This window comes from Nocardia sp. NPDC005825 (genome assembly GCF_040630175.1).
Classification (GTDB): Bacteria; Actinomycetota; Actinomycetes; order Mycobacteriales; family Mycobacteriaceae; genus Nocardia.
Genome location: NZ_JBEXXC010000016.1, coordinates 1 through 18,808, shown reverse-complemented (window position 1 = coordinate 18,808; position 18,808 = coordinate 1). Strand labels below are relative to the sequence as shown.

The window sequence follows — 18,808 nt, the reverse complement described above, 5'->3', positions numbered from 1 at the left end:
CTGTCTCCGACGGAGATTCCGAGCCGCGGTCGTCAGCGTTTCTGCGGTGGGCGGCGTGCGGCGTCTATCGCCTTCTCGATCCGCTTCGCCGAGACCGGGTACGGGGTGCCCAGCTGCTGGGCGAACAGGCTGACCCGGAGTTCCTCGATCATCCACCAGATCTCGACGATGTCGCGGCCGCCGCGACGGCTCTCCGGGAGGTTCGCGACCAGCCGGTCGTAGGCGGCGTGCACGCGATCGAGTTCGATCATGCCCGCGCGGTCCCGGTTGGCGGCGGCGGGCAGCGCCTCCAGCCGCAGCCGGGCGGCCTCCAGATACCGTGGCAGTTCCCGCAATCGGGCGCTGCCCCACTCGGAGATGAAGCCGGGGAAGATCAGATCGTCGAGCTGGTGGGTCACATCGTCGGTGGCGTCGCGGTCACGCGAGTCGGTGAGGGCGGCGCGCACCCGATGCGCCTCGGCCAGCACCGGAACCACCGAGCGGACGATATTCGCCACCGCCGTGGTGAACCGCGGACGGACCTGCTCCACCAGGGCCTGGAACTGCTCGGGGCTGCGCACCGGCCCGCCATGGGCGGCGATCAGTTCGTCGGCCGCGCAGGCGCGGCAGTCCTCCACCAGGGCGTCGAGGGTGCCGTACGGATTCTGGCTCAGCGCAAGCCGATCCGTGGGCGGCAGGCCCGCGGTGACGGCGCGGGTGCTGGTGGTGATCGCGCCCAGCAACAGGGCGCGGGTGCCGGTGCGCATGGCGGTGGCCTGCTCGGCGGGGGAGCTGAGCACCCGCACGGCCACACCCTCGGACTCGGCGACCAGGGCCGGATAGCCGGTGATGGTCTGCCCGCCGACCTGACGCTTGACCGCGGACGGCAGGGTGCCGAGGGATTCGGAGGTCCACACGGCGGCCGGGGCCCGCTCGGCAGCATTGTTGGCGCGCGCCACCGACTTCGAGACCTGTTCGGCCAGGCGGGTTTTCAGCTCGGCCAGGCTCTTGCTGCGGGCCACGATCGTGCCCGACGGGTCGACGGCGGCGAAGGTCATGCGCAGATGGTCGGGCAGGCCCGCCGGGTCCAGCATGGCGGCGGCGATGGTCACCGAGCCGAGCTGGGACAGCTCCCGCGCCAGGCCGGTGCGCAGCGGCTCGGCGCGCGGGGTGAGGCGGTCCAGCGCGGCCTTGGCGAAGTCCGGGGCCGGAACCACGGTGCGGCGCAACTGCTTGGGCAGCGTCTTGATGAACGCCGCGGCCAGCTCCTCCCGCATACCCGGCACCAGCCAGTCGAAGCCGACCGAGCGCACGTGCGCCAGCTGGGCGATCGGAATGTGCACGGTGACACCGTCGTCGGCCTGGCCCGGCTCGAACTGATAGGTGACCGGGAAGGTCAGCTCGCCCTGCCGCCAGCTGTCGGGATAGGCGGTCGGATCCAGCAGGGCCGCCTCCTCGTTCACCACCGTGGAGGCGGTGAAGTCGAGCAGGTTCGGGTCGGTGCGCTGGGTCTTGCGCCACCAGCTGTCGAAATGCCGCACCGAGACGATGTCCGAGGGGATGCGCTTGTCGTAGAACTCGAACAGCACCTCGTCGTCGACCAGGATGTCGCGACGCCGCGCCCGATGCTCCAGATCGGCGACATCCTCGAGCAATTCGCGATTGCGCGCGAAGAAGTCGTGCTTTGTCTGCCACTCGCCCTGCACCAGCGCGTGCCGGATGAACAGTTCGCGCGACAGCTCCGGGTCGATGCGGCCGAAATCCACCCGGCGCTGGGTCACCAGCGGAATCCCGTACAGCGTGACCCGCTCGTAGGCGGCCGCCGCGCCCCGCTTGGCCGACCAATGCGGTTCCGAATAGGTGCGTTTCACCAGATCCCCGGCCAGCCGCTCGGCCCACTCCGGTTCGATCCGCGCCGCCGTCCGACCCCACAGCCGGGAGGTCTCCACCAGCTCGGCCGCCATCACCCACCGCGGTGGCTTCTTCGCCAGCGACGACCCGGGGAAGATCATGAACTTGGCATTGCGGGCCCCGAGGAACTCCCGGCTCTCCGCCTCCCGCACCCCGATATGCGACAGCATGCCCGCCAGCAGCGCCTGATGAATCGACGTCACATCCCACGGCAGCGAGTCATCCGCCAGTCCGGCCTTGGCCGCCAGCGATTGCGCCAGGCCGCGCCCGCCGGAACCGGAAGCGCCGCTGCCCGAGCCGCCGCGCCCGGACCGCGCGCCACGAGCCGTATCGCCGGCGGCAGACGAATCGCCCACGGACCTGCCGCCCGCGCGCCCGCCATCGGCGCGCTGGGTACCGCCGGACCCGCGGCCGCGACGGCCCCGGGCGGCCTCGCCGCCGGCGTCGGATCCGGTTGCGGTGCGGTCGAATTGGGCGTCGGAGCCCTCGGTGTTCCAGCCCAGACCACGCGTGATGGTGCGGAGCTGGCCGTGCAGGTCCTGCCATTCGCGGATGCGCAGATAGTGCAGGAACTCGTCGCGGCACATGCGGCGGAACTGGTTGGAGGACAGGGCATTGCGCTGTTCGCGCAGGTAATCCCACAGTCGCAGGGAGGACAGGAAGTCCGAGCCCTCGATGGTGAAGCGGGCGTGCTTGGTGTCGGCGGCCTGCTGGTGCTCGACGGGCCGTTCGCGGACGTCCTGGATCGACAGGGCCGCCACGATGATGAGGACCTCGGCCAGACAGCCGCCGCGGTTGGCCTCCACCAGCATGCGGGCCATGCGCGGATCGACGGGGATCTGCGCCATCTCGCGGCCGATGGGGGTGAGGACGAGCCCGGCGTCCGGGATCTCGCGCCGCGCGGAGGCGTCGGCCTCGGCGCGGGCGAGTGCGCCGAGCTCCTCGAGCAGGGCGATGCCGTCGCGGATGGCGCGGCCGTCCGGCGGTTCGACGAACGGGAAGCCCTCGATGTCACCGAGTCCGAGCGCGGTCATCTGCAGGATGACGGCGGCCAGATTGGTGCGCAGGATCTCCGGTTCGGTGAACTGCGGCCGGGATTCGAAGTCGTCCTCGGAGTACAGGCGGATGGCGATGCCGTCGGCGACACGGCCGCAGCGGCCCGACCGCTGCCGCGCCGAGGCCTGCGAAATCGACTCGATCGGCAGCCGTTGCACCTTGGTGCGCATGGAGTAGCGCGAAATACGCGCCGTGCCAGGGTCGATCACGTACCGGATGCCCGGCACCGTCAGCGAGGTCTCGGCCACATTGGTGGCCAGCACCACGCGCCGCCCGGTGTGCGCCTCGAACACCTTGTGCTGCTCGGCCGCCGAGAGTCGCGCGTACAGCGGCAGGATCTCGGTACGCGGCAGGCGCAGATCGCGCAACGAGTCGGCGGTGTCGCGGATCTCGCGTTCGCCCGACAGGAAGACCAGGATGTCGCCGTCGCCCTCGGCCTGCAGTTCCCGCACCGCGTCGCCGATGGCGTCGGTGGGGTCGCGGTCGACGATCGCGGTGTCCTCGTCGTCGGGATCCTCGGAGGTGACCGGAACCTCCAGCGACAGCGGCCGATACCGGACCTCCACCGGATACGACCGGCCCGAGACCTCGACAATCGGTGCGGGCGTGCCGTTCTCGTCACTGAAGTGCCGCGCGAACAATTCGGGGTCGATGGTCGCCGAGGTGATGACGATCTTCAGATCCGGCCGCTGCGGCAGCAACTGCTTGAGATACCCGAGCAGGAAGTCGATATTGAGGCTGCGCTCGTGCGCCTCGTCGATGATGATCGTGTCGTAGCGGCGCAGCAGCCGGTCGCGCTGGATCTCGGCGAGCAGGATGCCGTCGGTCATCAGCTTCACCAGCGTGCGATCCGACGCCTGATCGGTGAACCGGACCGTGTAGCCGACCACATCGCCGAGCTCGGTGTTCAGTTCCTCGGCGATGCGCTCGGCGACCGTGCGCGCGGCCAGCCGCCGCGGCTGGGTGTGGCCGATGGTGCCGCGAATCCCGCGCCCGAGTTCCAGGCAGATCTTGGGCAGCTGCGTGGTCTTGCCGGACCCGGTCTCACCCGCCACGATCACGACCTGGTGCGCGGCGATGGCCGCGGCGATGTCGTCGCGGCGCGCGGAGACCGGTAGCTGTTCGGGGTAGGCGATGGCCGGGACGGCGGCCCGGCGGGATTCCACCCGGCGCTGGGCGGCGTCGATTTCGGCTTCGAGGGAGGTGAGATCGCCACCGCGGGCCTTGTCGAGCCTGCGACGCAAGCGATGTTCGTCGCGGATCGAGAGATCGGCCAGGCGGGAACGAAGCTCGCGAGAGGTGGCGGCGGTCCTGGTCATTGCACTGTCAACGATAGCGAAGAGTTGGTCCGGACCGGTCGCCGCGGTCTCGGATCGCCCGGCCGGGGGCTTGCCGGAAGTGTGCCGCATCGGCGTATCGTCCGCATTCGCGCCGTTCCCCGTGCGACGATCTGGGCCATGGTCGTCAGAGGTGGTACGCCCTTGTGGATCCGGGCGCTACGCGTCGTCCTCGCAATCGTGGGCATCGTCGCGCTGGTCTGGATCCCGCTGCGGAATCTGGATAATCCGAACTACTCGTACCTGAACTTCTTCAGCTACTTCACCATCCAGTCCAACATCATCGGCGTCATCGTGCTGCTGGTCGGCGGCCTGCGCGACCCCGAGGGCCGCCGCTGGGAACTGGTGCGCGGCGCGGCCACCCTCTATCTGACGATCACCCTCATCATCTACGCCGTGCTGCTGTCGAACATCGACGTCCAGCTGACCGAGCAGTGGATCAACGACATCCTGCACCGGCTGATCCCCATCGTGCTGATCGCGGACTGGTTGCTGGTGCTCGCTCCCGGGATCAAGCCGACCGTCAAACTCATTCTCGGCTGGCTCGCCTACCCCTTGGCCTACGGCGCGTACGTCCTGATCCGCGGCCCCTTCGCCGACTGGTACCCCTACCCGTTCATCGATCCGCGCGAGCAGGGCTACGGCTCCCTGACCATCGGCCTGGTGGTGATGGCCGTGGTCTTCGCCATCCTCGGCGTCATCGTGGCCGCGGTGACCGGCCTGGTACCCCGGGCGGTCGCTCGCCGCTGACCCCGCGGCCTCAGAGCGCGCGGGTCATGAACACGCTGTGCGGGTCCTCGGCGTAGTCCGCGAACGGCCCGCAGTGCTCGAATCCGTAGCGCTCGTACAGCCGCACCGCGGGCCGATAGAACTCCGACGATCCGGTCTCCAGGCTCAGCCGCGCGTACCCGCGCGCCCCGGCCTCGGCGAGGATGTGCCGCAACAACTGTGACGCGACTCCGCGCCCGCGATACCCGGCCGTGGTCCGCATGGACTTGATCTCCCCGTGGGTGGGATCCAGCTCCTTGATCGCCCCGCACCCGGCCAGCTCGGTCCCGTCCCACGCGGACCAGAAGGTGATCTCGGGCTTGCGCAGCGCCGCCACGTCGAGCGCGTGCATGCTGTCCTCCGGCGAGTTCGCCAGCATCTCGGCCACATGCGCCTCGAGCAATCCGATCACCTCGGGCCCGGTCAGATCTTCGACCACAATCCGCATCTCGTCAGGCTAGCGAGCCACCGGCAGGCCCCGCCCGTCGACTGACCGTGCGCGCCAACCCGCCGACCTGGCGTGCCGTCGGCCCCCATGTGCCCTGTATGTCCCCCTCGCACCAGCGACACTCGATGTGGCCGGATGGGTTTCGTGATCACCTCGGGTTACCCGGCCGGTGTTCGGAGCGTCGTGGGGCGAACCGTGAAGTGCACATTTCCGAGAGTGCCGGCGCGGGGCGTCGGATACGTGCACGGCGGCCCGAAGCTTGAAGACGGCCCGGTAGCCGCAAGGCTCCGGGCCGTTGCCATGTCCGCGATCGCCAGGTCCGGTCAGCGCTCGGCGACGCCGGACTCGAGGGCGCTCAGACGCGCGTCGAAGCTGCGCATCTCCTGCAGGATGCCCTTCATGGCTTCGGTCATCTGCTCGACGGAATAGCGCAGCAGGTTCAGGCTCGCGCGGAGATCGGCGATCGGGTCGACGGGATCGTCGGTTCGGCGCGGGCGGTCGGCTCGGCTGTGACGCATGGAGTGACTCCTCTGTTCATTCTCTCGATACGAACGTTTCAGGGGAGCCGGGCGAGCGAATCGGCCGGGCAATCGGTCACGAGTGGCGGTACGGGGGCAGGGGATTCGGCAGCGCAAATTCCGGGCGGCGTGCGCCGAGGATGTCAGCATGGAAGGGGAGCCGGTCGCCGCGGTGAGAGGTGGTGGGGCGTGGGGTTGTTCGTGGAGCAGTACGGGCTGGTGCGGTGGAGTGCGGTGATCGCCTTCTGCGTGGCCGCCGCCCTGGTGGTCGCCAGGCTGGCGCGGGTGCGGCCGGTCGGGTGCGACGGGCAGCGCGGGGATCGCGAATCCGATGCCGCGCATCTGGTGATGTGCCTGGTCATGGTGGGAATGCTGGTGTTCCCGACCGCCGTCGACGCGCATGCGGTGCGGGGGGTGCTGACGGCCATGGTGGTCGTGTTCACGCTGGTGCTGGGTGAGCGGATCCTGCGGTGGCGCAACGGGATCGGGGACGCCGAGGCGGGGACCGCCGGGGCGTTCGCGTATCACGTGTTGGCGGCCGCGGCCATGCTGTACGCGATGAGCGGGCACGGGGCGCACGAGCACGGCGTGGCCGGGCCACCCGCGTCCGCTCCGCTGTGGGCGCTCGCCGCGCTGTTCGCGCTCGACGCCGTCGTCATGCTGACGCCGGGCCTGCGCCGCCGTTTGCCGGGAGTGTTCCCGCACCCCGGCGGCACGGTCGGAGCCCCGGCCGTGGTGCCGCACCTGGTGATGGACCTCGGCACCGCCTACATGCTCGTGGCGGCCGCCGCCGGCTGAGCCCGCCGCCCGTTCCGGCGCAGCCGGGGGCCGTTCGACCTGTTCACCGTCCTCCGGGGTTAGATAGTGAGCAAAGGTCGGTTCGCCCGGTTGGGGGTGGCCGGTATCGGGTGATGGAGGTGCTCTGGATGGGTTCGCTGTGGCATGGCTTCGCCGATATGGGTGCGGTCGAGCGGGACGGCTCGTTCGTGGTGGCGCGGGGCGAGGGCGCCCGCATCTGGGACGAGGGTGGCACGGAGTATCTCGACGCCACCGGCGGACTCTGGTTCGCCAATGTCGGCCACGGCCGCCGCGAGATCGCCGACGCGGTGGCCGCGCAGCTGACCCAGGTCGCGCACTACTCCAACTTCGGTGACCTGGTCTCGCCGGTGACCCGCGATCTGGCCGAGCGGCTCTCCGCGCTGGCCCCGGTGCCGGGCAGCAAGATCTTCTTCACCTCGGGCGGCTCCGACGGCATCGACACCGCCGCCAAGCTGGCCCGCCGCTACTGGCAGGAGATGGGCCGCCCGGAGAAGACCATCCTGGTCGGACGGCAGAAGGCGTACCACGGCATGCACGTCGGCGGCACCTCGCTGGCCGGCATCCCGGTCAACGGCGAGGGCTACACCGGCGTCTTCATGCCCGACACCCGCACCATCGAATGGGATCAGGCCAAGGCGCTGACCGCGCTCATCGAGGAGCTCGGCGCGGAGCGCATCGCGGCCTTCTTCGCCGAACCCATCATCGGCGCGGGCGGCGTCTACCTGCCGCCGGAGGGCTACCTGGCCGAGGTCCGCCAGATCTGCCGCGACAACGACATCCTGTTCGTCGCCGACGAGGTCGTCACCGGCTTCGGCCGCATCGGCGGATCCTGGTTCGCCTCCTCGCGTTTCGGGCTGGAACCGGATCTGATGACCACCGCCAAAGGCCTCACCTCGGGCTACGTCCCGATGGGCGCGGTCTTCATCGCGCCCCGCATCGCCGAGCCGTTCTTCTCCGGCGGCGTGTGGTGGCGGCACGGCTACACCTACGGCGGCCACGCCGGTGCGGCCGCTGCGGCCATGGCCAACCTCGACATCTTCGAGCGCGAGAACCTGCTGGAAGCCAGCAAGAACCTGGAAGCGCTGCTGCACGAGCACTTCTCGCCGCTGGCCGACCACCCGCGCGTCGCCGAGGTGCGCAGTGGCCTGGGCGCGGTCGCCGCGGTCCAGCTCGCCGATCCGGCCGAGGCGCTCGGCATGGTGAAAACCCTGCGCGCGCACGGCGTCTCGACCCGCGCGGCCGGTCAGGGCGCGCTGCAGATCTCGCCGTCGTTCGTCATCACCGAGGCCGAGGTCGTGCAGATGGCCGCGCGGTTCGCCGCCGCTCTGGGCTGAGCCGTGCCCGGATCAGTGATCGTGCCCGCCGGACAGTTCTCCAGCGGGCACATGGCGTAGCCGGGCCACGGCCGGTAGGAATCCATCTCACCGGCCACCCACGGGCGCGCAACCGAATCTTCGGCCCGGCAACGGCAGTATGCTGCGGAAATGGTCGAATTCGAGAGCTACCGGGCCAATCTCGAGGTGGCCGACCTCACGCCCACCGTCGAATTCCTGCGCGATGTGCTGGGCTTCGAGATCGAGGTGGACGAGCCCGCGATGGGATTGGCGCTGCTGCGCCGCGGCGGGGTCGGACTCGGGGTGGTGCGCACGCCGAATCCGGCGGTCAACGAGACCACCGCGGGATATGTCGGCGTGGCCGATGTGGACGCGCTGTACGCGCACTGCCTGCGGCACCGCGGCGAGATCACCACCGAACTGACCGAGCACCCCTGGGGGCTGCGCGATTTCGTGCTGCGCATTCCCGGCGGCCACCGGCTCGCCTTCGGTCAGCGCGTCGCTCGGTGAATCCCTAGATCACGATGGGATGGTCGGCGGCTACGCGCCCGCCGATCCGGGCCCAGCCGTCGGAGTCCCATTCGGTGAAGAGCTGGGAGCCCTGCCCCTGCGTGATGTGCAGGCCGCGGGTGAGCAGCGCGGTCAGCTCGATGGCCGCCGAGCCGGTGGCCTCGTCCTCGGGAATTCCCAGGCCGGGGGCGAACATTCGGGCGCGGACCGCGGCGCGCGGTTCGTCGGTCCAGGCCCAGCAGTAGTGCTGGCCGCTGGGGAAGTCGGCCGGGTCGAGGGTGGCGATCAGCTCCGGATCCTCGAACTGGTGGAATTCGAACGACGGCGACCACGCGGCGCGGGCACGGGCCCAGGCCAACCCCTCGGTGAGCGCGACCTCGACGGGCCCGGCCGGGACATCGATGACCTTCACCGGCGTCCGCTGCTCGTTGAGCCACCAGGCGGCGCCGATGCTGGGCCGCCCGGCGAAGGACAGTTCGACGGCGGGGGTGTAGATGCGCATCGCCGCCCGCCCGTCGGCCGGGTCGTCGATCACCGCGGTCAGCGCTTGCCCCACGCGGGCGGCGAGCGCCTGATGGTCGATGTGCTCCACGGCCGAGCGGCGGACGATGCCGAGCGGGCTGCCGAATCGACCGGCCGCGTCGGTGAACACACGCAGGACCTCGATCTGGGCGCTATCACTCTCCGGAACGGTCATGTCACGCGAGCTTACCGACAGTTATCGATTCGCGGGAGGCCCACAGGTATCGAGCATGTCGGCCAGGGCGCTCTTCTCGGTGGGTTGCACGCTCAACCCCCAGCGTTCCTTGACGCTCACCCAGCGGCGCGCGTAATCGCACCGGTACGCCTCCCGCGGCTGCCACTGATCGGGCGACTTGGAGCCCTTCTCCTGATTGGCCTGCTTCTGGACCGCGAGCAGATTGCCGACGTCGTTGGCGAACGTCCGGCGCTGCTCGGGCTTCCACTGCGAGGCGCCCGAACGCCAGGCGTCGCCGAGCGCGACCACGTGGTCGATCTCGATATCGGAGGATGCGAAGCGGTCGTAGGGAATTCGCTCGCCGGTGTAGGGATCGTCGAGCGTCCCCGACAGCACCAGGCACGAATTGCTGTCGCCCACACGGGTTTCGGTGAGATCGCGCTTCATTACCTGTTCGCGCGCGGTGCACCCGCCGGTGAGCACCGGCTCGCCGCCGCGCCCGGACCAGCCGGGGCCGAACGCGTTGCGGTCGTAGGTCTCCCAGTTGCGGTTCCAGGCGACGGGCAGTCGGTCCAGTCCGGCCCGCGCCCGGGCGGTGTCGAGGATCGGGGTGCCCGCCTGCTCCGGCGGCGGGGTCGGTTCGGCGGTGGGGGTCTCGTGGCGATTCAGATACAGCGCCAGGCCACCCGCGGAGAGCGCGATCAGGAGCACGGAGGAGGCGAAGAGTCTGCGCCGGCGACGCCGGGCAGGGGTCCGGGAGCGCGGAGGCATGCCGGGCAGTCTAGGTGGGCAATTCGGATGTTCCGGGCATTGTTGCCGGATTGCAGCAATCTTTTGGCAAATATGCAAGCGGATGCGACGAGGGGCCGGACACCGTGGTGTCCGGCCCCTCGTCGAGAATCCGCGTCCCGGGCAGCGCCCGTGATCGACTAGACGGCGGCCGTGGCCAGCGCCTCGGTCGACGCCACGGCCTGGCCCACGCCTGCCACGATCGCGGCCGCGCGCAGCGCCTCGAAGATCACCTCGCGCGACACGCCCGCCTCACGCAGCGTGTGCTCGTGCGCCTCCAGGCAGTGCTGGCAGCCGTTGATCGAGGAGACCGCGAACGACCACAGCTCGAAATCGACCTTGTCCACGCCGGGAGTGCCGATGATCTGCATGCGCAGGCCCGCGCGCAGATCGTCGTAGCGGCCGTCCAGGAACGCCTTGCCGCGGTAGAACACATTGTTCATACCCATGATCGACGCGGCGCCCAGCGCGGCGTTGTACGCCTCAGCCGACAGCACGTCGGCCGCCTCCTCGGCGATCTCCCGCAGCGTGGTCGCGGACTTGGTGGCCGCGGCCGAGGCCAGCAGGGTGCCCCACAGCTGCTGCTCGTTGAGCACGGTGCTGCGCGCCATGGACGACAGGTTGAGCTTGAGGTCCTTGGCGTACTCGGGCAGCGAGTTCTTCAGGTTATCGATGGTCACGACGAATTTCCTTACGAGCCTTGCTTACACCGACGCGGTCATGAGCTCGCCGGCCTGGATGGTCGGGTCGCCCTTCTTCCAGTTGCAGGCGCACAGCTCGTCGGACTGCAGGGCGTCGAGCACGCGCAGCACCTCGTCGACATTGCGGCCCACCGAACCGGCGGTGACCGACACGAACTGGATCTCGTTGTTCGGGTCGACGATGAAGGTGGCGCGGTCGGCGACGCCGTCGGCATTGAGCACGCCGGTGGCCGCGGCCAGTTCCCGCTTCAGGTCGCTGAGCATCGGGAACGGGAGGGTCTTGAGCTCCTCGTGCTGTGCGCGCCACTGGAAGTGGACGAACTCGTTGTCGACGGAGGCACCCAGCACCTGCGCGTCGCGATCGGCGAACTCCTCGTTCAGCTTGCCGAAGGCGGCGATCTCGGTCGGGCACACGAAGGTGAAGTCCTTGGGCCAGAAGAAGACGATGCGCCACTTGCCGGCGTAGTCGTCGCTCGAGATCTGGGTGAAGTAGTCGTCGGGCTGCTGAGCGTTCACCTTCGAGAGATCACCGCCGATGACAGCCTTCAGGTTGTACGCGGGGAACTGATCGCCGATGGTCAGCAGTGCCATGAATGCTCCTCGTTGTAGTCATGCCGATTGTGTCGAGACTTCTGTATACGATCCTGGCCGAACAGCGGTGAGAGGTAAAGGTGATCGGTCGCACTACACTCATAGGCGTGACTGATCAAACTTATCAGCCCACCCTGTCACAGCTGCGTGCGTTCGTGGCCATCGCGGAGTACCGGCACTTCGGTACCGCGGCGACCCGGCTCGGCGTGAGCCAGCCCACGTTATCCCAGGCGCTGGCATCACTGGAAAACGGCCTGGGGCTGTTGCTGATCGAGCGCAGCACGCGTCGTGTGCTGGTCACCGCCGACGGCAAACGTTTGCTGCCGCAAGCCATCGCGACCCTCGAGGCCGCTGACCGATTTGTCGCGTCGGCCGCCGGGGAGGGGCTGCGCGGCACCCTGCGGCTGGGCATCATCCCGACTGTCGCCCCCTACGTGCTGCCCACCCTGCTGCCCGAATTGCGTAGGCGGGTACCCACTCTCGCGCCGCACGTCATCGAGGACCAGACCGCCCGGCTGCTCGACGGCCTGCGCTCAGGCGTGCTCGACGTGGCCATGCTGGCGCTGCCCGCCGACGCGCCCGGCCTGGTCGAGATACCGCTCTACACCGAGGAGTTCGTGCTGGTCGTGCCGCGCGGCCACGAGCTGGCCGGCCGCTCCGACCTGACCCCGGCCGACCTCGACGCGCTGCCGCTGCTGCTCCTCGACGAGGGCCACTGCCTGCGCGATCAGACCATGGACCTGTGCCGCACCCACGACGCGCACCCCGGCGCGGTCGGCGACACCCGCGCCGCATCGCTGGCCACGGTGGTGCAGTTCGTCGCGGGCGACCTCGGCGTCACGCTGATCCCGGCCATGGCGGTTCCGGCCGAGACCGCGCGCGGCACCCTTGACGTGGCGACCTTCGCCGCGCCCGCGCCGGGCCGCACGGTCGGGCTGGCGTTCCGGTCCTCCACCGCGCGCGGCGACGACTACGAGCTGCTCGCCGAGATCATCCGCGAGGGCCGTCCGCGCTGAGCCCGCGCGCCGGGCGGTCCGCCGGGCGCCACGGCAAATCCGACAACCTGCGCGGTTGCGTCACTCTGGGGCGTCTGAAACGCTCGAGCGATGCGCGTCCATCACCTCAACTGCGGCACCATGGGATTCGGCGTCATCGATCACTGCCTGCTCCTCGAGACTCGCGACGCGCTCGTGCTCGTCGACACCGGGTTCGGGCTCGAGGCCGTGCGGCAGCCCGGAAAGATGCTGGGTGCCAGCCGTTTCCTGATGGGCGCGAAACCGTCCGAGGGCGAGACCGCGATCCGCCAGATCCAGGCGCTGGGCTACGACCCGCGCGATGTCCGGCACATCATCCTCACCCACCTCGACCTGGACCATTCCGGCGGACTCTCGGACTTCCCCGAAGCCACCGTGCACATCCACGGACCCGAATTCCGGGCCGCGACCGCCACTCCCACCCTGTCCGAGAAGCTGCGCTACCGGGCCGCGCAATGGGCGCACGGACCCAAGTGGATGGTGAACGAGGTCGAGGGCGGCGAGGACTGGTTCGGCTTCACCGCGGTGCGCGACCTGCCCGGGCTGCCGCCGGAGATCCTGGTCGTGCCGCTGCTCGGTCACACCCGCGGTCACGCCGGCGTGGCGATCGATCACGGCAACGGATGGCTCCTGCACGCCGGTGACTCGTTCTTCACCGAGTCCAGCATCCACCCCGAGGAGCCGTTCACACCGTTCTGGTGGAAGGTCTACGAGACCGGGTCCATCGTGGGGGAGGCGTACCGGCTGAACCAGCGGCGGTTGCAGGAACTGCGGAAGCTGCACGGGGACACGGTGACCGTCGTCAACTCCCACGACGCGGGGCTGTTCGCGCGGATCGCCGGGCGATGAACGACCGGTGGGCACGCAGGCTTCCGGCGGCGAGTGATCCACTGTTCGTCTACGGCACCCTGCGGTTCGAGGCTGTACTGACCGCATTGATCGGCCGCGTACCGCACCGGGAGCCCGCGCGGTTGATCGGGCGGCGGGCCGCCGCGCTGCCCGGCCGGGCCTACCCGGGACTGGTCACCGCGGCCGACGCCGTGACCGAGGGCTTCGTGCTCACCGGGCTCACCGTCGACGATTGGCGGGTGCTCGACGCCTTCGAGGACGACGAGTACGACCTGACCCCGGTGTCGGTGCACGCGGGGGAGCGGGTCGGGTACGCGTGGACCTACACCTGGACCGCCGAGGTCGCCGAGGCCGATTGGTCGGCCGCGGACTTCGAGTCCGGGCACCTACCGTATTACGAGTCGAAATGTGCTGCGTGGCGGCGGGATCTGGTCCTGCTCAGCGAGACTGTATGACACGGGACACACTCGTGCGGTAGAAGTTGGTCGCATGGATGCACAGGGCACTGATCGGACCGTGACGGGCGCGCGCTCGCAGGCGCTCGGAGATCTGCTGCGGCGCAGCGCCGCCCGGGTCCCGGACAAGACCGCGCTGGTGTGGCGCGATCGGCGCGAGAGCTACGCCGATCTGGACACGGCCGTGAACCGGGTCGCGCACAGCCTGGCCGATCGCGGTGTGGGGCAGTGGGATCGGGTCGCGATCTACTCGCACAACTGCCGCGAGTTCGTGCTGCTGTACTTCGCGCTGGCCCGGCTGGGCGCGATCTCGGTGCCGATCAATTTCATGCTCACCGCCGACGAGGTGGCGTTCATCCTCGAACACAGCGGGGCAGTCGGTTTCATCGCCGAGGACGGCCTCGCCGAGCAGGCCGAGGCCGCGGTGAAACAGCTGGGTGACAGCCGGATCCGGCTGCTCGGCCGCATCGGTCTCGGCGACCTGCCGCCAGCGACCGGATGGGAGGACGTGAGCGCCTGGGAATCCCACTCCGACGCCTCCGCCCCCGAGGTGTTCGTCGCCGACGACGACCCCATCCAGATCATGTACACCTCCGGCACCGAGTCGCGCCCCAAGGGCGCTGTGCTGTCGAGCCGCGCACTGATCGCGCAGTACACCAGCGTCGTCGTCGACGGCCGCATGAGCGCCGACGACATCGAGGTACACGCGCTGCCGCTGTACCACTGCGCCCAGCTGCACTGCTTCCTCACCCCCGACCTGTGGCTGGGCGCGACCAGCATCCTGCTGCCCGGCCCCGACCCGGCCACGGTGCTGCGCACCATCGAAACCGAGCGGGCCACCAAACTGTTCTGCCCGCCCACGGTCTGGGTCTCGCTGCTGCGCCACCCCGACTTCGACAGCTACGACCTGTCGTCCCTGCGCAAGGGCTACTACGGCGCGAGCATCATGCCCGTCGAGGTGCTGCACGAACTGGCCGAACGACTACCCGGCGTCGGCCTCACCAACTTCTACGGCCAGACCGAACTCTCGCCGCTGGCAACGGTTCTGGCACCCGAGGACCAGCTCACCAAGCCCGGGTCGGCGGGCCGTCCGGCGCTCAATGTCGAGACCCGGGTGGTCGACGACGACGACAATCCGGTCGGCGTCGGTGTCGTCGGCGAGATCGTGCACCGGTCGCCGCAGGCCATGCTCGGCTACTGGAACGATCCCGCCAAGACCGCGGAAGCCTTCCGCAACGGCTGGTTCCACAGCGGCGACCTGGGCGTGCTGGACGCCGACGGCTACCTCAGCGTGGTCGACCGCAAGAAGGACATGATCAAGACCGGCGGTGAGAACGTGGCCAGCCGTGAGGTCGAGGAAGTCCTCTACGAACACCCGGACGTCTCCGAGGCCGCCGTGGTCGGCATCCCGCATCCGCGCTGGATCGAGGCGGTCGCGGCGATCGTGGTGGCACGCACCGGAACCGAGCCGGACGCCGACGCCGTCATCGCGCACTGCAAACAGCGCCTCGCCGGATACAAGGTCCCCAAGTACGTGACCTTCGTCGACGCGCTGCCCAAGAACCCCAGCGGCAAGATCCTCAAGCGCGAACTGCGCACGCGGCACGCGCAACTGGCCGCGCAGGACTGATCAGCCGATCAGATCCACATGGGCGATATTCGCCCGATCGCCGGGGTCCTCGCTCGGGGCCCCGGCGAACCAGGCGTCGAGAATCTCGCTCAGCTGCGCGCGCGAGGTGAGGCGCAGGCTCAGCGCCAGCACATTGGCGTCGTTCCACTTCCGCGCTCCCTCGGCGGTATACGCGTCCACGCACAGCGCCGCCCGCACCCCGGCGACCTTGTTGGCGGCGATGGACGCACCGGTGCCGGTCCAGCAGCACACGATCGCCTGCTCGGTCCGGCCGTCGGCGACGTCGCGCGCGGCCGCCTCGCACGCCCACGCCCAATCGTCGCGCTCGTCCGGATCGAGGGCCCCGTGCACGGTCACCTCGTGCCCGCGCGTCCGCAGCTCCTCGACCACGGCCGTGGCCACCCCGGTGTCCTCGTCCGCGGCAACCGAAATCCTCATGCGGTCATTCTCCTCGACGAGGCCCGGGCTCGGGGGACTGGCGGTTCGTGACGCGCGCGAGCGCTTCGGGATAGCGTGCCCCGGCCACCGATGCGGCCGGCGCGGCGGCCTCGATGCGGGCCAGATCCTCCGGCGACAGCACGATCTCGGCGGCGGCCACGTTCTGTTCGAGATAGGTGCGGCGCTTGGTGCCGGGGATCGGAACCACGTCGTCGCCGCGGGACTGCACCCAGGCCAGGGCCAATTGCCCCGCGGTGACGCCCTTCTCCTCGGCCAGCTCCCGCAGGGCCGCGACGATGGCGAGATTGGCGTCGATATTGCCGTCGGCGAACCGGGGCAGCCGGCGGCGCATGTCGTCGGCGGGCAGGTCGGCGGTGGAGGTGATCGCGCCGGTGAGGAAGCCGCGACCCAGCGGCGAGAACGGCACGATGCCGATCCCGAGCTCGCGGCAGGCGGGCACGATCTCGGCCTCGATGTCGCGGGTCCACAGCGACCACTCGCTCTGCAGCGCGGTCACCGGGTGGACGGCGTGGGCGGCGCGGATGGTGTCCGCGGAGGCCTCGGAGATGCCGAGGTAGCGGACCTTGCCGGCCTGCACGAGTTCCGACAGCGCGCCCCAGGTCTCCTCGATGGGCACGTTCGGGTCCACACGATGCTGGTAGTAGAGGTCGATGTGGTCGACGCCCAGCCGCGCGAGCGACTCGTCGCAGGACTGCTTCACATACGCGGCGTCACCGCGCGCGCCGAGCATGCCCTGATCACCCCAGACGATGCCGAACTTGGTGGCCAGCACGACCCGGTCGCGACGGTCGGCGATGGCCCGGCCGAGCAGCCGCTCGTTGGTCTCCGGGCCGTAGACGTTCGAGGTGTCGAGCAGGGTGACGCCGAGGTCCAGGGCCCGGTGGATGGTGGCGATGGACTCGGCGTCATTGTCCTGGACGCCGTAGGCGCCGCTCATGCCCATGCAGCCGAGGCCCTGGGCGCCGACGGTCAGTTCGCGGAGCTTCCTGGTCGCGATCATGCGATGAATCCTCCTCGGTAGGAATGGAATTCGCGGCATTGGGCCGCCTGCCCCGGAAACGCTACGACCTGGAGCGTGCTCCAAGTCAAGATCAGCGGCGGTTGGGCAGGTGGTGGTGCAGCAGGACGGTGAGCTGGGTGCCCGCGTCGGTGAAGGGGAGGGCGGATTTCAGGGCGCGGCTCTGCACGATCGCGCCCTCGATGACCGAGAGGGCGAAGCCGGACAGGGAACAGGCGGTGGCGCGTTCGATGCCCGCGTCGACCAGGCCGTCGGCCAGCCGCGCGGTCCATTCGGAGAAGGCCTGACCGGCGGCCGACTGCAGGGTCGGGTCCAGTTCGTCGAGGGCGGCGGCCATCATGAACGATCCCGCGCGGAAATCGCTGGTCTCGAGTTGGCCGCGCCAGAAGCCGAGTAACTCGTCGACCCAGGCGTCGAGGGAGGGCGCGACCGGCAGCGCGTCGGACATGCGGCTCACGTGGGAGTAGACCATGCGCGACACGATGCGGGCCGCGGTGGCCACCAGTTCCCCCTTGCCGGAAGGGAAGTGCTGGTAGAGCGAGTTTCTGGAGGCGTTGCTGCGTTTGAGGAGTTCGTTGAGACCGGCCGCGTGCACGCCGTGTTCCTGGACGGTGGTGATGGTGCTCGCGATCAATCGGGCGCGTGGTCCCGCCGTCATTGCAATTTCCTCCAGCCCTTGTGTGAACCGATCGGTCCATGTTAAACCTAACCCATGTGGACCGATCGGTTCATATGGGAAAAGAGGAAATCCGCGCATGTCAGCCCAGATCGCCACCGCCACCCCGGTAGCCCATGCCGCCCTGCTCGGCTTGGGCGTGTACCGGCCACGCCGGGTGGTCCCCAACGCCGAGATCGTCGACCGCATCAACTCCTCCGACGAATGGATCCGGACCCGCTCCGGCATCGAGGCCCGTCACTGGGCCGATGATGACGAGACCATCGTCGGCATGAGCGCCGCCGCCGCCCGCGACGCGCTCGCCGCCGCCGGGGTCACCGCCGAGCAGATCGACGCGGTCATCCTGGCCACCTCCTCGCAGATGGTGTTGGGACCGTCCGCCGGAGCCGTGGTCGCGACCGAACTCGGCATGCACGACACCGCCGCCTTCGACGTCTCGGCCGGATGCGCGGGCTTCTGCTACGCGCTCGCCAACGGAGCCAACCTGGTGCGCGCCGGTCAGGCCCGCCACGTCCTGGTGATCGGCGTGGAGCGGCTTTCTGACCTGCTCGACCAGGACGACCGGACCTGCGCGTTCATCTTCGCCGACGGTGCCGGCGCGGTCGTGGTCGGCGGCTCCGACGTCGAGGGCATCGGGCCGGTGGCCTGGGGCTCGGACGGCAGCCAGACCGCCGCGATCAAGCAGGACAAGGACTTCAAGACCTACTTCGCCGAGGTCGCCGCGGCGGAGGCCGGCGGCGGCACCACCGAGCGGCCCTACATCCGGATGAACGGCGCGGCCGTATTCCGCTGGGCCGTAACGTTCTTGGAGAAGGCCTGCCGCGACGCGCTGGACCAGGCGGGTGTGAACGTGGAGGATCTGGACGCCTTCGTGCCGCACCAGGCCAACGGGCGCATCACCGACGCGCTGGTCCGGGCACTGCACATGCCCGAGAACGTCGCTGTCGCACGGGATATCACGGAGGCGGGCAACACCAGCGCCGCGTCGATCCCGATGGCGATGGAGCAGCTGCTGCGCTCGGGCGCCTCGAAGCCGGGCGACACCGCGCTGCTGCTGGGCTTCGGCGCGGGCCTGGCCTACGCCGGTCAGGTGGTCACGCTCCCCGCGATCGCGTGACGATCGGCCGCCAGACAACGAAATCCGTTGTGTGAAACGACGAAAAACGAAGCGCCCCGCACAGCCTGGCTGTGCGGGGCGCGTGGTTTAGGTGCTGTTAGAGAAGAAGGTA

Annotated in this window: 19 protein-coding genes; 9 read left to right on the top strand and 10 right to left on the bottom strand. The window is 69.6% G+C overall.

Annotated features, from left to right (window positions below; genetic code table 11):
* Nucleotides 1-32: 32 nt before the first annotated feature.
* Nucleotides 33-4,265, bottom strand: a complete 4,233-nt coding sequence (gene hrpA, locus ABZ382_RS31205) for an ATP-dependent RNA helicase HrpA (protein ID WP_357096462.1) — start codon at nt 4,263-4,265, stop codon at nt 33-35.
* A gap of 138 nt (nt 4,266-4,403) precedes the next feature.
* Here hrpA and ABZ382_RS31200 point away from each other — a divergent pair, with 138 nt between their 5' ends.
* Nucleotides 4,404-5,033 (top strand): Pr6Pr family membrane protein, encoded by a 630-nt coding sequence (locus ABZ382_RS31200; RefSeq protein WP_357096459.1) that lies wholly within the window; start codon nt 4,404-4,406, stop codon nt 5,031-5,033.
* 10 nt (nt 5,034-5,043) lie between these two features.
* Here the strand turns inward: ABZ382_RS31200 and ABZ382_RS31195 are convergent, their stop codons facing one another.
* Together ABZ382_RS31195 and ABZ382_RS31190 are read right to left on the bottom strand one after the other, a co-directional pair.
* Complete coding sequence (locus ABZ382_RS31195; protein ID WP_357096457.1) at nt 5,044-5,499, bottom strand: GNAT family N-acetyltransferase; 456 nt, start codon at nt 5,497-5,499, stop codon at nt 5,044-5,046.
* A gap of 323 nt (nt 5,500-5,822) precedes the next feature.
* Nucleotides 5,823-6,017: a hypothetical protein gene (locus tag ABZ382_RS31190; RefSeq protein ID WP_357096454.1), complete on the bottom strand. Its 195-nt coding sequence runs from the start codon at nt 6,015-6,017 to the stop codon at nt 5,823-5,825.
* Nucleotides 6,018-6,206: 189 nt separating this feature from the next.
* Here ABZ382_RS31190 and ABZ382_RS31185 point away from each other — a divergent pair, with 189 nt between their 5' ends.
* From ABZ382_RS31185 to ABZ382_RS31175, 3 genes are all read left to right on the top strand, one after another.
* The gene (locus ABZ382_RS31185; protein ID WP_357096451.1) at nt 6,207-6,815 is read left to right on the top strand and encodes a DUF5134 domain-containing protein; all 609 of its coding nucleotides are present in this window, start codon (nt 6,207-6,209) and stop codon (nt 6,813-6,815) included.
* 128 nt (nt 6,816-6,943) lie between these two features.
* Entirely contained in the window at nt 6,944-8,170 is a 1,227-nt protein-coding gene (locus tag ABZ382_RS31180) for an aminotransferase class III-fold pyridoxal phosphate-dependent enzyme (RefSeq protein WP_357096448.1), read from the top strand.
* A 150-nt stretch (nt 8,171-8,320) separates the two neighbouring features.
* Complete coding sequence (locus ABZ382_RS31175; protein WP_357096445.1) at nt 8,321-8,680, top strand: VOC family protein; 360 nt, start codon at nt 8,321-8,323, stop codon at nt 8,678-8,680.
* A 4-nt stretch (nt 8,681-8,684) separates the two neighbouring features.
* Here ABZ382_RS31175 and ABZ382_RS31170 read toward each other — a convergent pair whose 3' ends face one another.
* The 4 genes from ABZ382_RS31170 to ABZ382_RS31155 all read right to left on the bottom strand — a co-directional run bounded on the left by ABZ382_RS31170 (nt 8,685) and on the right by ABZ382_RS31155 (nt 11,458).
* Complete coding sequence (locus tag ABZ382_RS31170; RefSeq protein ID WP_357096442.1) at nt 8,685-9,377, bottom strand: PhzF family phenazine biosynthesis protein; 693 nt, start codon at nt 9,375-9,377, stop codon at nt 8,685-8,687.
* Between the two features lie 21 nt (nt 9,378-9,398).
* On the bottom strand, nt 9,399-10,148 hold the full coding sequence (locus tag ABZ382_RS31165) for an HNH endonuclease family protein (RefSeq protein WP_357096440.1): 750 nt from the start codon (nt 10,146-10,148) through the stop codon (nt 9,399-9,401).
* Nucleotides 10,149-10,306: 158 nt separating this feature from the next.
* On the bottom strand, nt 10,307-10,846 hold the full coding sequence (locus ABZ382_RS31160; protein ID WP_357096437.1) for a carboxymuconolactone decarboxylase family protein: 540 nt from the start codon (nt 10,844-10,846) through the stop codon (nt 10,307-10,309).
* A 24-nt stretch (nt 10,847-10,870) separates the two neighbouring features.
* A complete protein-coding gene (locus tag ABZ382_RS31155) occupies nt 10,871-11,458 on the bottom strand; it encodes a peroxiredoxin (protein WP_213556646.1) in 588 nt (195 codons plus the stop codon).
* Nucleotides 11,459-11,565: 107 nt separating this feature from the next.
* On the opposite strand from ABZ382_RS31155, the gene ABZ382_RS31150 reads away from it, so the two are divergent.
* The 4 genes from ABZ382_RS31150 to ABZ382_RS31135 all read left to right on the top strand — a co-directional run bounded on the left by ABZ382_RS31150 (nt 11,566) and on the right by ABZ382_RS31135 (nt 15,426).
* Nucleotides 11,566-12,474, top strand: coding sequence for a LysR substrate-binding domain-containing protein (locus tag ABZ382_RS31150; RefSeq protein ID WP_357096434.1), 909 nt, complete (start codon nt 11,566-11,568; stop codon nt 12,472-12,474).
* A gap of 90 nt (nt 12,475-12,564) precedes the next feature.
* Nucleotides 12,565-13,341 (top strand): MBL fold metallo-hydrolase, encoded by a 777-nt coding sequence (locus tag ABZ382_RS31145; protein ID WP_357096431.1) that lies wholly within the window; start codon nt 12,565-12,567, stop codon nt 13,339-13,341.
* Nucleotides 13,338-13,796: a gamma-glutamylcyclotransferase family protein gene (locus tag ABZ382_RS31140; RefSeq protein WP_357096428.1), complete on the top strand. Its 459-nt coding sequence runs from the start codon at nt 13,338-13,340 to the stop codon at nt 13,794-13,796. The genes ABZ382_RS31145 and ABZ382_RS31140 overlap by 4 nt, the downstream gene beginning before the upstream one ends.
* Nucleotides 13,797-13,830: 34 nt before the next feature.
* A complete protein-coding gene (locus tag ABZ382_RS31135; protein ID WP_357096425.1) occupies nt 13,831-15,426 on the top strand; it encodes an acyl-CoA synthetase in 1,596 nt (531 codons plus the stop codon).
* On the opposite strand, the gene ABZ382_RS31130 is transcribed toward ABZ382_RS31135, so the two are convergent.
* From ABZ382_RS31130 to ABZ382_RS31120, 3 genes are all read right to left on the bottom strand, one after another.
* Nucleotides 15,427-15,864, bottom strand: a complete 438-nt coding sequence (locus ABZ382_RS31130; RefSeq protein ID WP_357096423.1) for an RpiB/LacA/LacB family sugar-phosphate isomerase — start codon at nt 15,862-15,864, stop codon at nt 15,427-15,429.
* 4 nt (nt 15,865-15,868) lie between these two features.
* A complete protein-coding gene (locus ABZ382_RS31125) occupies nt 15,869-16,885 on the bottom strand; it encodes an aldo/keto reductase (RefSeq protein WP_357096421.1) in 1,017 nt (338 codons plus the stop codon).
* Between the two features lie 91 nt (nt 16,886-16,976).
* On the bottom strand, nt 16,977-17,561 hold the full coding sequence (locus ABZ382_RS31120; RefSeq protein WP_357096418.1) for a TetR/AcrR family transcriptional regulator: 585 nt from the start codon (nt 17,559-17,561) through the stop codon (nt 16,977-16,979).
* 97 nt (nt 17,562-17,658) lie between these two features.
* On the opposite strand from ABZ382_RS31120, the gene ABZ382_RS31115 reads away from it, so the two are divergent.
* Nucleotides 17,659-18,696, top strand: coding sequence for a beta-ketoacyl-ACP synthase III (locus ABZ382_RS31115; RefSeq protein WP_357096415.1), 1,038 nt, complete (start codon nt 17,659-17,661; stop codon nt 18,694-18,696).
* Nucleotides 18,697-18,808 lie beyond the last annotated feature (112 nt).

Coding starts and splice junctions, on each gene's coding strand:
- ABZ382_RS31120 (WP_357096418.1), bottom strand. CDS start 17,561: ATGACGGCGGGACCACGCGCCCGATTGATCGCGAGCACCATCACCACC.
- ABZ382_RS31175 (WP_357096445.1), top strand. CDS start 8,321: ATGGTCGAATTCGAGAGCTACCGGGCCAATCTCGAGGTGGCCGACCTC.
- hrpA (WP_357096462.1), bottom strand. CDS start 4,265: ATGACCAGGACCGCCGCCACCTCTCGCGAGCTTCGTTCCCGCCTGGCC.
- ABZ382_RS31115 (WP_357096415.1), top strand. CDS start 17,659: ATGTCAGCCCAGATCGCCACCGCCACCCCGGTAGCCCATGCCGCCCTG.
- ABZ382_RS31165 (WP_357096440.1), bottom strand. CDS start 10,148: ATGCCTCCGCGCTCCCGGACCCCTGCCCGGCGTCGCCGGCGCAGACTC.
- ABZ382_RS31140 (WP_357096428.1), top strand. CDS start 13,338: ATGAACGACCGGTGGGCACGCAGGCTTCCGGCGGCGAGTGATCCACTG.
- ABZ382_RS31155 (WP_213556646.1), bottom strand. CDS start 11,458: ATGGCACTGCTGACCATCGGCGATCAGTTCCCCGCGTACAACCTGAAG.
- ABZ382_RS31180 (WP_357096448.1), top strand. CDS start 6,944: ATGGGTTCGCTGTGGCATGGCTTCGCCGATATGGGTGCGGTCGAGCGG.
- ABZ382_RS31130 (WP_357096423.1), bottom strand. CDS start 15,864: ATGAGGATTTCGGTTGCCGCGGACGAGGACACCGGGGTGGCCACGGCC.
- ABZ382_RS31125 (WP_357096421.1), bottom strand. CDS start 16,885: ATGATCGCGACCAGGAAGCTCCGCGAACTGACCGTCGGCGCCCAGGGC.
- ABZ382_RS31145 (WP_357096431.1), top strand. CDS start 12,565: ATGCGCGTCCATCACCTCAACTGCGGCACCATGGGATTCGGCGTCATC.
- ABZ382_RS31195 (WP_357096457.1), bottom strand. CDS start 5,499: ATGCGGATTGTGGTCGAAGATCTGACCGGGCCCGAGGTGATCGGATTG.
- ABZ382_RS31135 (WP_357096425.1), top strand. CDS start 13,831: ATGGATGCACAGGGCACTGATCGGACCGTGACGGGCGCGCGCTCGCAG.
- ABZ382_RS31200 (WP_357096459.1), top strand. CDS start 4,404: ATGGTCGTCAGAGGTGGTACGCCCTTGTGGATCCGGGCGCTACGCGTC.
- ABZ382_RS31190 (WP_357096454.1), bottom strand. CDS start 6,017: ATGCGTCACAGCCGAGCCGACCGCCCGCGCCGAACCGACGATCCCGTC.
- ABZ382_RS31170 (WP_357096442.1), bottom strand. CDS start 9,377: ATGACCGTTCCGGAGAGTGATAGCGCCCAGATCGAGGTCCTGCGTGTG.